The organism is Chryseobacterium sp. SC28 (genome assembly GCF_003932955.1).
In the GTDB taxonomy this organism is placed as follows: domain Bacteria; phylum Bacteroidota; class Bacteroidia; order Flavobacteriales; family Weeksellaceae; genus Epilithonimonas.
Genome location: NZ_QOVY01000002.1, coordinates 91,872 through 105,593, shown reverse-complemented (window position 1 = coordinate 105,593; position 13,722 = coordinate 91,872). Strand labels below are relative to the sequence as shown.

10 protein-coding genes and 2 pseudogenes are annotated in these 13,722 nt (G+C 40.9%); 4 read left to right on the top strand and 8 right to left on the bottom strand.

Features of this window, described 5'->3' with window-relative positions:
• Positions 1-63 precede the first annotated feature (63 nt).
• Positions 64-1,262 (top strand): annotated as a pseudogene (locus DTW91_RS13015) (PQQ-dependent sugar dehydrogenase).
• Positions 1,263-1,281: 19 nt separating this feature from the next.
• Here the strand turns inward: DTW91_RS13015 and tsaB are convergent.
• The 3 genes from tsaB to msrB all read right to left on the bottom strand — a co-directional run bounded on the left by tsaB (position 1,282) and on the right by msrB (position 3,432).
• Entirely contained in the window at positions 1,282-1,968 is a 687-nt protein-coding gene (gene tsaB / locus DTW91_RS02025) for a tRNA (adenosine(37)-N6)-threonylcarbamoyltransferase complex dimerization subunit type 1 TsaB (protein WP_125201746.1), read from the bottom strand.
• A gap of 66 nt (positions 1,969-2,034) precedes the next feature.
• Entirely contained in the window at positions 2,035-2,784 is a 750-nt protein-coding gene (locus tag DTW91_RS02020; protein ID WP_125201745.1) for an SDR family NAD(P)-dependent oxidoreductase, read from the bottom strand.
• A 201-nt stretch (positions 2,785-2,985) separates the two neighbouring features.
• The gene (gene msrB / locus DTW91_RS02015; protein WP_228412615.1) at positions 2,986-3,432 is read right to left on the bottom strand and encodes a peptide-methionine (R)-S-oxide reductase MsrB; all 447 of its coding nucleotides are present in this window, start codon (positions 3,430-3,432) and stop codon (positions 2,986-2,988) included.
• Positions 3,433-3,638: 206 nt separating this feature from the next.
• Here msrB and DTW91_RS02010 point away from each other — a divergent pair, with 206 nt between their 5' ends.
• Positions 3,639-4,010: a hypothetical protein gene (locus tag DTW91_RS02010; RefSeq protein WP_125201743.1), complete on the top strand. Its 372-nt coding sequence runs from the start codon at positions 3,639-3,641 to the stop codon at positions 4,008-4,010.
• A gap of 98 nt (positions 4,011-4,108) precedes the next feature.
• Positions 4,109-6,860: pseudogene (locus DTW91_RS02000) on the top strand (TonB-dependent receptor domain-containing protein).
• 53 nt (positions 6,861-6,913) lie between these two features.
• Here the strand turns inward: DTW91_RS02000 and DTW91_RS01995 are convergent.
• Together DTW91_RS01995 and DTW91_RS01990 are read right to left on the bottom strand one after the other, a co-directional pair.
• The gene (locus DTW91_RS01995; protein WP_125201741.1) at positions 6,914-7,141 is read right to left on the bottom strand and encodes a putative signal transducing protein; all 228 of its coding nucleotides are present in this window, start codon (positions 7,139-7,141) and stop codon (positions 6,914-6,916) included.
• A 3-nt stretch (positions 7,142-7,144) separates the two neighbouring features.
• Positions 7,145-8,152, bottom strand: coding sequence for a quinone-dependent dihydroorotate dehydrogenase (locus DTW91_RS01990; protein WP_125201740.1), 1,008 nt, complete (start codon positions 8,150-8,152; stop codon positions 7,145-7,147).
• A gap of 370 nt (positions 8,153-8,522) precedes the next feature.
• Here DTW91_RS01990 and DTW91_RS01985 point away from each other — a divergent pair, with 370 nt between their 5' ends.
• On the top strand, positions 8,523-10,064 hold the full coding sequence (locus tag DTW91_RS01985; protein WP_125201739.1) for a glycine--tRNA ligase: 1,542 nt from the start codon (positions 8,523-8,525) through the stop codon (positions 10,062-10,064).
• Positions 10,065-10,138: 74 nt separating this feature from the next.
• On the opposite strand, the gene DTW91_RS01980 is transcribed toward DTW91_RS01985, so the two are convergent.
• The 3 genes from DTW91_RS01980 to DTW91_RS01970 form a co-directional block, all read right to left on the bottom strand.
• Entirely contained in the window at positions 10,139-10,564 is a 426-nt protein-coding gene (locus tag DTW91_RS01980) for a hypothetical protein (RefSeq protein ID WP_125201738.1), read from the bottom strand.
• Positions 10,565-10,662: 98 nt separating this feature from the next.
• Positions 10,663-12,708, bottom strand: a complete 2,046-nt coding sequence (locus DTW91_RS01975) for a prolyl oligopeptidase family serine peptidase (RefSeq protein WP_228412614.1) — start codon at positions 12,706-12,708, stop codon at positions 10,663-10,665.
• Between the two features lie 189 nt (positions 12,709-12,897).
• Positions 12,898-13,539, bottom strand: a complete 642-nt coding sequence (locus tag DTW91_RS01970; RefSeq protein ID WP_125201736.1) for a hypothetical protein — start codon at positions 13,537-13,539, stop codon at positions 12,898-12,900.
• Between the last annotated feature and the right edge of the window lie 183 nt (positions 13,540-13,722).

The following is a 13,722-nucleotide window of genomic DNA, read 5'->3' as shown; positions in this document are numbered from 1 at the left end:
TGCGAAATAATCTCTGAGATACTCACTGGCATTATTTTTTCATCCCATTAAGAAAATAATCCTATGTTAAAATCCACCTTCCCAACTATTCTTTGCGCGTTGCTTCTTTTATATTCTTGCGAATGGAAAGGACAGCCCAGCAAACCGACAGCCCAAGAGGAAAAACCAAACACCAATTACAAACCTGCTTTCCCAGGACAAACCAGAATTACACCAGTAAAAACAACAACGCCTTATAAAGTCGAAGTCCTTAATGACGTGCTGGGAAGACCGTGGGGAATCATCAACCTGCCCGACGGAAGATTCCTAATTACAGAGAAGTCGGGTTTTATGAACGTCGTCTCTGCTGATGGAAAATCGGTTTCTAAAATAATGGGATTCCCCAAAGTAGATGCCAAAGGACAAGGCGGAATGCTGGATGTGGCTTTGGATCCCGATTTCCCCACAAACCATATTATTTACTTTAGTTTTTCCGAACCTTATGCCAACGGTAATCATACAGCTGTGGAAAGGGGAAATTATCGCAAGATTTAAAAACTATTTCCGATGTGAAAGTGATTTTCCGCGCTACGCCAACTTATGAAGGCGACAAACATTACGGAAGCCGATTGGTTTTTGACCGAGACGGAAATCTGTTTGTAAGCACGGGCGAAAGATCGGATAAGCAAACGAGGGTCTATGCCCAGAAAACCGATAATTATTTGGGGAAAATATTAAAGATAACTAAAGACGGGCAGCCGGCTCCGGGAAATCCTTTTATTGGAAAAACCGGTTACAAACCCGAGATCTATTCCTACGGAAGCAGAAATCCGCAAGGCTTGGCGCTCGATGAAAAAGGGCAACTTTGGGAAACGGAAATGGGACCGAGAGGTGGCGACGAAATCAACCTCATCAAGGCGGGAAAAAATTATGGCTGGGGCGACGTGACCTACGGAATCGAATACAACGGTCAAAAAATCAATAACGGAACCACTCAAAAAGCGGGAACAGAACAGCCGGTTTATTATTGGGATCCGGTGGTCTCTCCCAGCGGCATCACCTTCTACACCGGAAATATCGAGGAATGGAAAAACAATCTTTTCATCGGCTGCCTCAGCGGCGAACACATCAACAGAATCGTCATCAAAGATAATAAAGTCGTGGGCGAAGAGCGGCTACTGCTTGACCAAAACGAAAGATTTCGGGATGTTTTGAACGGGATGGATGGAAATCTTTATGCGATTACGGATAGCGGGAAACTCTATAAAATCTCAAAGAAATAAATAAGATGGTTTGTAACTTTTATGGTTTTTTGATCCGGTCTGCTTTCTTAATTCCCTGAAAATCCTTTAGATAAAAAGGTTCAAAATATGCGGTATCTTCAAAATCTTTTTGATTAAATTTCTCAACAGATTTTTTTATCAATCCTTTTGCCGAAGGATAAATATCGGATCTAAATTCTGCATTTCGAAGGTTTAGAAGTTCTTGCGCTTTTCTTGAACCATCGCCAATAAACAGAATTTTCTTATTTGCAAATTCGGAATAGGAATTTTCGTCTAAGATTTTGGCTTCCGTTTGAGAAATCATTTCGCCGGAAGTTCCGTCGAATACAGCGGTGTAAACTTCCATTCTTCGGGCATCGATCAACGGAATAATAAGTTCAAACCCTTGATTTACAAATTCTTCGACCATCGAGTCCAGGGAATTGATGGCTATCAACGGGATTTTCAAACCATAGCAAAATCCTTTTGCAGAAGCGGCGCCAATCCTAAGGCCTGTGTAAGAACCGGGACCTTTCCCAAGAGAAATTGCATCCAAATCTTTCAAAGAAATCTCGGCACCTTCCAAAGCCCATTCTACAAACGAATGAAGACTTTCGGATTGTTTATAATTATCTGAAACTTCTTCGCACAGACAAAGCATTTCTTCGCCATCAGAAATGGCAACAGAACAGTTTTTGGACGAGGTTTCTATGTGGAGGATTTTCATTCGGCAAATGTTATGATTAACTGCAAGATTCGCTTCCATTAAAAAATTGGACTTAAAAACATCTCTTTATTTCCTGTAAATCGTCCTTGGTTCGGCCTGCGCTTTTGGATAAATCGTGAATTCTGCGATCGAAACACGCTCCGGAACATTGATACAATAAGCAATCGCATCGGCAATGTCTTCAGCGATTAATGGCTCGTAACCAGCATAAACGGTCGCGGCTCTTTCCGCATCGCCTTTGAATCTCACTTTCGAAAAATCCGTTTCCACGGCGCCCGGCTGAATGTTCGTCACGCGGATTCCGAATTCCGTGAGTTCCAGTCTCATCCCTTCAGAAATGACGTCCACCGCTCTTTTCGACGCGCAATAGACGACGCCATTGGCGTAAGTTTGTCTTGCCGCAACCGAACTGATATTAATGATTTGTCCGTTCTGTTTTTCTTTCATTAATCTTATAATCGGCTGGGAAACATACAGCAAACCTTTGACATTTCCGTCCATCATCGCGTCCCAATCTTCAGGATTTCCGTCTGCGATAGAATCTAATCCGTGGGCATTTCCGGCATTATTAATCAGTACATCAATGTTTTTCCATTCGTCTGGAAGCGAGCCAATTGCATCGAAAACTTCATCCGAATTTCTGACGTCAAAACTCAAAGTGTAAACTTCTGTTTCTTTTGATAATTCAGTTTTCCGTTCTTCTAGAATTATTTGATTTCTTCCGCAGAGAATGAGTCGGTTTTTTTGTTTTGCTAAAAGGATTGCAGTTGCTTTTCCGATTCCGGAAGTGGCGCCCGTGATGAAGATGGTTTTCAATTTTATTAAGATTTAGAACTACAAAATTAAGGATGATTAAGTTCAGTTAGGCTAATTTTAGATATAATTTTTCTCTCTGATTAGGCCAATTGCACTGCATCCAAATTATTTCGAAAGTGATTTGCGATGAATGAAACAAAAATCGCAAATTTATCTTTGCGATTTTAAAATCCATTTTTTATCAAACTTTTTTGGCCGAAACTATTTTCGGCTATCCGGCTCGAAATCCAAACTTGCAGAATTCATGCAGAAGCGCATCCCTGTCGGCGGCGGACCATCATTGAAAACGTGTCCCAAGTGGGAATCACAACGTTTGCAAAGCACCTCTATTCTTTCCATGCCGTGCGAGGTGTCTCTTTTGTAAATCACGCCGTCTTTATCGGCTTCGTAGAAACTTGGCCAGCCGCAGGAGCTTGCAAATTTCGAACTGGAACGGAATAGATGATTGCCGCAAACCGCGCAATAATATTCCCCGAGTTCATCAAAATCATTGTATTTTCCGGTGAAAGGATATTCGGTATTGGCCTCTCTTGCAATGGCATAAACTTCCGGCGGCAGGATTTTTCTCCACTCTTCATTGGAGACATTCAGCTTGGTTTTATCGGTTCTCGAGTAATACGGATTGTTGGTGTGGGTGCTATTTTCCATAGTCTGTTGTTCTGGTTTTTGGGTTAAATCTATTTTTTTCTGTGCGCAATGGGACAGAAAGAAGTTCATAAAAGTTAAAATCAATAAATTTTTCATTGATGTAAATTTACGAAGAAATAGAATGCCAATTTCCATTAGCGTCGGTTCTTTATTGAAGAAAAAATTGTGCCGATGGGATAAAATATTTTTCCTAATTTTGCAAAGCAATGCTTAGAAAACTGCAACTTTTGCTAATGATTTTTTGTTTGGGAATTTTTATATTTCCAAATCAGAATTTTGCTACGGCAGTTTCTGAGAATTCTTGTTGCGAAGCGCAGACTCAAAGCTCCGACTGCTGCAAAAAAGAAGAGAAAAAATCTAATTCTTGCGATCACGATTCAAAGAAAGACAAGAACTGCAAAGACAACTGCTCCAGCTGCAAAATTTGCAATGCCGGATTCGTCTTTTCTGTTATTCTAAACAGTTTAGATAACGCCTTGAACGCACCCATTTTCGAAATCAGCAATCCATTTTCTTATAATCCTCGCACGCCTCTTGAACGATCTTTCAATATTTGGCAGCCGCCAAAGCTTGGTTAATTTTAATATCATTTTTTAAACGTTTCGAAAATCTCAGCTTGAAAAATAGTTGAGGATTTCTCACAGTTTCATCATTCAACCCATTAAAATTAATCAAAATGTATTCTATCATAAAATCAGGAATATTATTCCTTCCCACTTTTCTATTTTCAATTGTTGCCGCACAAACAAAAACCTTCACCGCCCGAGTGGAAGGCAACTGCAAAATGTGCAAGCAACGCATCGAAACGGCTGCCAAAGCCGATAAAAATGTAAGCACTGCCGACTGGAGCATAAGCAAAAAAACCTTGACCGTAAGCTATGACGCTTCCAAAACTGATAAAAAAACGATTTTGAAAAGTGTCGCCGACGCGGGCCACGACAACGAGATGTTCCGCGCGTCCGACACAACTTACAACGGACTGGAATCTTGCTGCCAATACGACCGACCGGACAATAGCCAAAAAATGGCCCAATCGTGTGATCCAACGCAAGTTTGCGAGCTTAAATAATTAATTAAACTTTTCAACGATGACTTATTTAAGTAGAAAACTTACGTTTTTTATTCTAATGCTGGCATCTGTTTTTTCCCTGGGACAAACCATTACCGAACAGTTTTTGGTAAAAGGAAATTGCGGACAATGCAAAGCGAGAATAGAAAAAGCGGCTCTAACCGCCGGCGCCACTTCCGCCAATTGGAGCGCCGAAAACCAGACGCTGACAACCACCCTCGACCAATCAAAAGTGACAGGCGATGCCATTCTGAAAAGCATTGCGGACGCCGGCCACGACAATGAAAAATATAGAGCGCCGGATGAGGTTTACAACGCGCTCCCAGAATGCTGCCTTTACTCCCGAGATTCTGATTTTGAAAAACCTAATGATACTCTTCTTCATCACTCGGAAAATGATGAGAAGCAGATCGAAGGGGTAAAATTGATACGGGAAAAAGAGGCCACCGCTCTGAACAAGAAGGAAGCCGGACTTGTCTTCAACATCAGTTCCAAAGAATTGCTAAAAGCCGCCTGCTGCAATCTTTCCGAAAGTTTTGAAACCAACGCAACCGTCGATGTCTCCTTCAGCAACGCTGTGACCGGAACCAAGCAGCTGAAAATGTTGGGATTAGACCAAAAATACACTTTGCTTACCAAAGAGCAATTGCCGGAAATCCGCGGTTTGGCCTCGCCATACGGACTGACTTTTATTCCTGGAAGATGGATTGGCGGCATCCAGCTGACGAAAGGTGGAAGTACGGTTGTGAACGGCTACGAAAGCATCACGGGGCAAATCAATACCGAACTTTTGAAAACCAAAGATGATGCTAAAAAAGCGGAGACCGAAATCAATCTTTTTGCCGATAACAACGGCCGCGTTGAAGCTAATGTAACCAGCACTTCGCCACTTTCCGGCAAATGGAACCAAAGTGTTTTGCTTCACGGAAACGGAACTTTTGGCGATACGGATATGAATGATGACAACTTTCTTGACAGACCAAAAGGGAGTCAGTTAAATGTAGCTTATTTATTGAATTACAACGATTTGGAAGGCTCCGGATTTGGGACGCACTTCGGAATTAATTTTCTGAAAGATGAACGAACAGCCGGACAAATCGGATTTAATAAAAGAATTCCGCAGCAAGACCAAACGCTTTATGGCGTCGGGATTGATATTTCGTGATTCCAATTGTGGAACAAAACGGGTTATATTTTCAAAGGAAAGCCTTATCAAAGTCTCGGTTGGATGAATCAACTGACTTATCATCAGCAAGATAGCTTTTTCGGATTAAGAAATTATTTTGGGAAAGAAACGTCTTATTATTCCAATTTGATTTTCGAAAGCATCATCGGAAATACGAACAACAAATATAAAGTTGGCGCGAGTTTCCTTTATGATAAATATGATGAAGATTATCTTTTGAACAATTACAAGAGAACTGAAACCGTTCCGGGATTGTTTGCAGAATATACTTTGACTGGCGAAAAATTCACTTTGGTGACGGGCGCTCGCGTTGATTTTCACAATCTTGCAGGAACACAGTTTACGCCGAGAATGAATTTCAAATACGATTTGACGCCGAAAACGATTTTCAGAATTTCAGCCGGAAAAGGATTCCGAACTGCGAATATTTTTGCGGAAAATCAGGCTTATTTTGCATCCAATCGGAAAATTGAAATCCAAAATAATGGCGGAGAAATCTATGGTTTGAAACCGGAAATCGCTTGGAATTATGGTGTAAGTCTTCAGCAGGAATTCAAATTGTTTGGAAGAAAATCCAGTATTTTGGCCGATTTTTTCAGAACCGATTTCCAGAATCAAGTGGTGACGGATTTGGATGAATCTGCTCAGAAGATTCTGTTTTATAATTTGGAAGGAAAATCATTTGCCAATAGTTTCCAGACGCAATGGGATTTTCAGCCGGTTAAAAATCTGGAATTTCGAATGGCTTACAAATATTACGATGTCGCTTTGGATTACTTGAGCGGACTGAAAAAAGTGCCGTTTATGGCGAAACACCGTGGATTTGCGAACTTGGCATATTCAACCAATAAAACAGAAAAAGGCAGATTCTGGAGTTTCGATACGACATTAAATTTAGTAGGAAAACAAAGACTTCCGAATACGAAATCGAATCCTGCAGAGTTTCAAATTGGAGATTATTCGCCAAGTAATTCTACTTTGAATGCTCAGATTTCAAGGAACTTTTCTGAGAAAATCAGAGTATATTTGGGTGGAGAAAATTTAACTGGCTATCAACAGAAAACTGCAATTCTGGATGCAGGCAATCCTTTTGGAAATTACTTTGATGGCGGAATGGTTTATGCGCCGGTGATGAAGCAGAATTTCTATGTTGGTGTAGATTTTAAGTTTTAAAACTTTAGGAAAATTATAACAAAACCTCGTCAAATTGGGCGAGGTTTTGTTTTTTACTGATTGTCTTTGTTATAAAATTCAGTCATCAATTCATTCGCTTTTTCGAAGTCGTTTTCCGAGACTTTCAGCTGAACGCCGCCGCTTGTTGTGTTGAAAAGATTGTAGGTATTTGCCAAAATATTCCCGAAGACAAAGGCTTCAACGCCATTGGTTTCTAGAAAAATCTTAAGCATTTCGGCTTCTATTTCGGTGTTGAAAATCCTAAGTGTAATAAGTTCCATTGTTTATGATTTTTGAAGAATTGCGCGATTGATTTCATTAATCAACTCCGGACCTTCGTAGATGAAGCCTGTATAAAGCTGAACAAGACTCGCGCCAGCTTCCAGTTTTTCCAAAGCATCTTGCGCCGAATGGATTCCGCCAACGCCGATGATTGGGAAAGCTCTTCCGCTTTTTTCTGACAGAAATCTGATGACTTCTGTTGAGCGTTTAGCTAAAGGTTTGCCGGAAAGTCCGCCGGTTTCGGTTTTATTTTCTGAAATCAAATTTTCTCTCGACAAAGTGGTGTTCGTTGCGATGACGCCGGCGATTTGGGTTTCTTTTACAATTGCAATGATGTCCAAAAGCTGCTCATCCGTCAAGTCAGGAGCAATTTTTAGAAGAATAGGTTTTTGTTTTGGCTTTTGGAGATTGAGGTTTTGAAGTGACGAAAGAATTTCCGTCAAAGGTTTTTTATCCTGAAGTTCACGCAGATTCGGTGTGTTTGGCGAACTGACATTCACGACGAAATAATCGACGTACGGAAATAATTTCTCGAAACAGATTTTGTAATCGTTAACCGCTTCTTCGTTTGGCGTCGCTTTATTTTTGCCGATGTTTCCGCCGATGAGCACGTTTTTGTTTTTCTTCAATCGTTCGATGGCTTCGTCCACGCCGCCATTGTTGAAACCCATTCGGTTGATGATGGCAGAATCTTCCTTCAATCTGAACAGGCGTTTTTTATCATTTCCGGGCTGCGGTTTGGGTGTCAAAGTTCCGATTTCGATGAAGCCAAAACCAAGGCTGGCAAGTTCGTTGAAGAGTTTTGCATCCTTATCAAAACCTGCAGCCAAGCCCACCGGATTTTTGAATTTGAGTCCGAAAACTTCGCGTTCGAGTCTTTTATCTTCGATTGGTTTTGGTAAAAATAATCGAGCCAGAAAACCGAAATTTTTCAGAACAGAAAAGGTAAAATGATGAACCGCTTCCGGATCGAAGTGGAAAAGAATCGGGCGGATAATGCGTTTGTACATCGGAAAGAAGTTTCACAAAAGTAATGAAATTGCGGGAAGCGGGAAGATGGGTTTTGGAAGTTTTTTCTGCGTTTCTCTCTCGTTCTATTGTGAAACATCGATTTTTTTTGAAGTTTTCTTTTCGAAGCCGAAAACGTTACTAGCCCTGATGGTAGTGGAAATCCTTTTTTGCCGTTTTTGTACCGTGTCATCTTGGCAAAGCGTGTGGCAAAAAAGATTGACTACGTCGAACCACTTCGTTAGGTTTGCAACGGACAGCCGGTTCCCGGCTCCTTAAAATTCGGGTTTTTGAACGCTCGATTTTGGGAATCCAAAAAGTTGTCTCAACTTCCTACATTTTCCTTATTTTTGCACATCAATTCAACTCGATATGGCAAAGCAAGAAGATGTTTTCAAAAAGGTGATTTCTCACGCTAAGGAATATGGTTTTATTTTCCCAAGTTCTGAGATCTACGACGGACTTTCTGCAATCTATGACTACGGACAAAACGGTGCGGAACTGAAAAATAACATCAAACAATACTGGTGGAAAGCGATGGTTCAGCTGAACGAAAACATCGTGGGCATAGACTCTGCCATCTTTATGCACCCGACAATCTGGAAGGCTTCCGGACACGTGGACGCGTTCAACGATCCTTTGATCGACAACAAAGATTCTAAGAAAAGATTCCGTGCTGATGTTTTGATCGAGGATTATTGCGCGAAAATTGAGGAAAAAGAAAATAAAGAAATAGAAAAAGCGGCCAAGAGATTTGGTGATGCTTTCAACAAAGCTGAGTTTGAAGCGACGAACCCCAAAGTCTTGGAATATCGGGCGAAAAGAGCGGCAATCCTTACGAGAATGGCAAAATCTCTGGAAACTGAAAACCTGGCGGATGTGAAAGCATTGATCGAGGAGTTGGAAATTGCCGATCCTGATACGGGTTCAAGAAACTGGACAGAAGTGCGACAATTCAACCTGATGTTTGGGACCAAACTGGGTGCTGCTTCGGAAAATGCCACGGAACTTTACTTAAGACCGGAAACGGCTCAGGGGATTTTCGTCAATTATCTGAATGTTCAAAAAACGTCTCGTCATAAATTGCCATTCGGGATTGCGCAGATTGGAAAAGCCTTTAGAAATGAGATCGTTGCGCGGCAGTTCATCTTCCGAATGAGAGAATTTGAGCAAATGGAAATGCAATATTTTGTGCCGCCGGGAACGGAGTTGGAATTTTATGAATATTGGAAACAGACGCGTCTTAAGTGGCATTTAGCGCTGGGTCTTGGTGCAGAAAATTACCGGTTCCACGACCACGAGAAACTGGCGCATTATGCGAATGCCGCGGCTGATATCGAGTTTAATTTTCCTTTTGGTTTCAAAGAATTGGAAGGAATTCACAGCCGAACTGATTTTGATTTGAAGGCCCACGAGAAATTCTCGGGCAGGAAGTTACAGTATTTTGATCCGGAAAGAAATGAGAGCTATGTGCCTTACGTTGTAGAAACTTCGGTTGGATTGGACAGATTGTTCTTAGCTCTGTTCTCGACTTGTCTTAAAGATGAGGTTTTGGAAGACGGATCAGAAAGAACGGTTCTAAGTTTGCCGCCAGCTTTGGCGCCGGTAAAAGCAGCGATTCTTCCATTAATGAAAAAAGACGGTTTGGCAGAATATGCAGAAACAATCTTCAACGATCTGAAGTATGATTTTAACCTGTTCTATGAAGAAAAAGATGCGATCGGGAAACGTTACAGACGACAGGATGCGATCGGAACGCCAATTTGTATCACAATCGATCACGACAGTTTGGTAGATCACACTGTCACCATCAGAGATCGCGACACGATGAAGCAGGAGAGGGTCGCTGTGGCTGATCTTAGAAAGATTATTGATGAAAAAGTGAATTTCAGGACTTTGCTGAGTAAGATTTAAGAAAGATTCTTTTGGTGTAAAAAACAAAATAAAATCCCAATATTTGTTGGGATTTCATTTGCTATTGCCTCGTTTTACTTGATTTTTTCCAGAGGGATGACGGTATTGCCTTGGGAAATGATAAGCGAATCTTCCGATGCTTCTGCAGAGATGCCGTTTCTTTCATAGAGTTCTCCTTTTGGTGTTGACCGTTTGAAGTCCAAAACATATTTTGTATGGTTGGCTTCGATGGTAATGGTTTTTTCTTCGCCGTTATCCGTAAATGTTGCTTTGGCACGGCTTCCGTCGAGACCTTTGTAAGGATAAGACTCCGACTTGATCTTTTTGCCGTTGACTTCTTTTTCCATTTTTGCAGTAGTGGCACTGTCGATTTTGCCGTTATTTTCTACCACTTCAGTTTCGGCAGAGTAGGATTGTTTCACCATTTTACTGTCTTCATTTTTCTTACAAGACACTAAAGCGACTGCTATGGAAGCTACAATTAAGAGATTTGTTTTCATTATGAGAAGCGTATTAAGTTACTACCCAATTGCATCAAATACTCTTCCAAAGCACAAAAATCTGAAGACAAATTTCAGGATTTTATCATTAATATGATTTATTTTTTTAAAGATTTAATTCCCATTTCAAACAATGCAAAACTCAACAGATCTGCATTTTCACCAATCACTTGTTCCGTAGAACGGCCAGCTCCGTGACCGGCGTTTTTCTCGATTCTTAGTAAAATTGGATTGTTACAGCTTTGTTTCTCCTGCAACTCTGCCCCGAATTTGAATGAATGTGCCGGCACTACTCTATCATCGTGATCGCTTGTGATAATCATCGTTGATGGATAGCAAATTCCTGCTTTTAAATTGTGAACCGGCGAATATGATTTCAGATACTCAAACATTTCTTTGCTGTCTTCAGCTGTTCCATAATCGTAAGACCAGCCTGCGCCAGCCGTAAATTTGTTATACCTCAGCATATCCAAAACACCAACGCCAGGGAAAACAACTTTTGCCAGATCCGGTCTCATCGTCATTGTTGCACCAACCAGAAGCCCACCGTTTGAACGCCCGGAAAGCGCCATAAATTCCTTCGAAGTATAACCTTTTGACTGTAGATATTCTCCAGCCGCGATGAAGTCTTCAAACACGTTTTTCTTTTGCATCTTAGTTCCTGCATCGTGCCATTTTTTTCCATATTCGCCGCCGCCACGGATGTTTGGAACCGCGTAGATTCCTCCGTTTTCCATCCAGATGGCATTCACTACAGAGAAAGCTGGCTGCAAACTAATGTTGAAACCACCATATGAATAAAGGATCGTTGGATTTTTCCCGTCCAGCTTGGTTCCTTTTTTATAATTGATCATCATCGGAACTTTGGTCCCGTCTTTTGAAGTGTAGAAAACTTGTTCGGAAACGTAATCTTCAGGGTTGAATTTCACATCCGGTTTCTGATAAACTTCTGATTTTCCGGAATCTACATTGTATTTGTAAGTCGTTCCCGGCGTGATATAATTCGTGAAGGAATAATAGAGATCTTTTTCTTTTTCCTTACCTCCAAAACCGGAGATATTTCCTTTTCCAGGTAGTGTGATTTCTCTGATGAGTTTTCCTGTCTTATCGCACTGCTTTACAATATCAATCGCATCTTTCATATACGTTGCGAAGAAAAAACCGCCGCCGCCGGAGATTCCCAAAACATTTTCGGTTTCCTGGATCACATCTTTCCAGTTTTCAGGACTTGGGTTTTTGATACTGACCTTTACTAATCGCATATTCGGTGCATCTTTGTCTGTGAAGATGAAAAGATCATCACCTTGCGTATCCACAATATCAGCATTAATATCAAAACCCTGGTTGACCTGGATAAAATCGCCACCGTTTTTTAGATCTTTGATGTACAATTCGTTTCCGTTGGTTGCGTTAGCTCCGGAAATGATCAGGAATCTCTGATCTTCTGAAACACCAGCAGAAAGATATCTTCTATGTGTTTTTTCGCCTCCGAAAATCAGTTTGTCTTCAGATTGTTTTGTCCCTAATTTGTGAAAGTAAACTTTGTGCTTATCCGTCATTCCGGAAAGTACCGTTCCTTCTTTTGGCTTGTCATAGCTGGAATAATAAAAGCCTTCATCCCCTTGCCAGGAGATTCCACTGAATTTCACATCAATCAAAGTATCATCGATTTGTTTCTTCGAAATGGCATCAATAATAATGATCTTGTTCCAGTCACTTCCCCCTTCTGAGATAGAATAAGCCGCAAGATTTCCCTTTTTGTTGAATGAAAGATCGGAAAGTGACGTTGTTCCTTTATCAGAAAATTGATTCGGATCCAGAAAAACTTCGATATTCTTGGCTTTAAGTCCGGTTCTGTAGATCACAGATTGTGCCTGTAATCCGTTGTTTTTGTAAAAATAAGTATAATCACCTTCTTTGAACGGCGCCGATATTTTTTCGTAATTCCAGATCGTTCTCAGCTGATCTTTGATCTGATCGCGGTAAGGAATTTTCGAAAGATAATTCTGGCTGTAGGCCACTTCTTCGTCCACCCATTTTTTAGTCGGTTCAGAATCGTTTTCCAGATCGCGGTAAGGATCGGCAACCTGAGTTCCAAAATAATTGTCTGTCTGAGTGCCTTTCTGTGCTTTGGGATAAGTCATTTTTTGAGAATAAATAGTCGCTGAAAAGAGGACTCCAGCTGTTATTAATATCGGTTTAATATTCATTAATAAAGGTTTTCTCAAAAATACAAAAAATAAAAATTCCAAAAGCTGAAAGCTTTTTTGGTTTCAAATAGAAGTTCCTTACCCGTTGGCGAAGGAATTTTATGGAATATGAATGTTTGTGTTTTATTTCTGGCTGATAAAATATTCCGCTTCAGACTTCCCCCAATTCGGATCAAGCGCCGTTTTAGGCTTGTAAACCGCAAATTGTTCCAAAGATCTTTTGAAAAGTTCTATTCCTTTACTTTTGCTTCCGCCGTATTGTTCCGGTGCAAAGTAAGCATCTTCTGCTAAAAGAACCGTGATTCTGGGATTTTCTGAATCTAATTCTTTCGCTTTTGCCAAGGCACTTTGCGCAATTGGAGATTCCGACATATACCGCCCCATTGGATCTACCATCATCCGGAAACTACTCGTCATTTTTTTTAGGATAAAGATCTCTGCATTATTGGGGCTCAGCGCCTCCGCTTTCGCAATGTACTTCTCGGCCTGCTCTGCAACAGGATCCAGCTCTGCCGTTTTACCAGACTGCATTAGTAGGCGTGCCTTCTGAATCGTCGCAAAAGCGGCATAATAATACGGTAGCCACTCGGCGGGTTCCTTAGTTCCGATCCGATCAAAATCATTGGCAAGCGCCGTGAATTCTTCTGGTGATTTGTGATCCTGAATCTTTGCAATCTTTTCTGTCATCACTTTCTCATAGGCGGTTTGCGCAAAGGCAGAAAAGCTCAATAATGTAAGGCTGCTGCTTATGATTAATTTTTTCATAGGTGAATATTTTAGGGTTTGTTTTAATTTATAATTCAAAGATATAAGCTCTTTTGATTGAATAAAACTTTATTCTGCTGAATGGTAATTTTCTGTGACTGAGTTGTAAATTATTGAAATTTCGGCTAAAGCCATTCCTGTACTTCTTTAATAGGTCGGGCTAAAGCCCGACTCTATTGATAT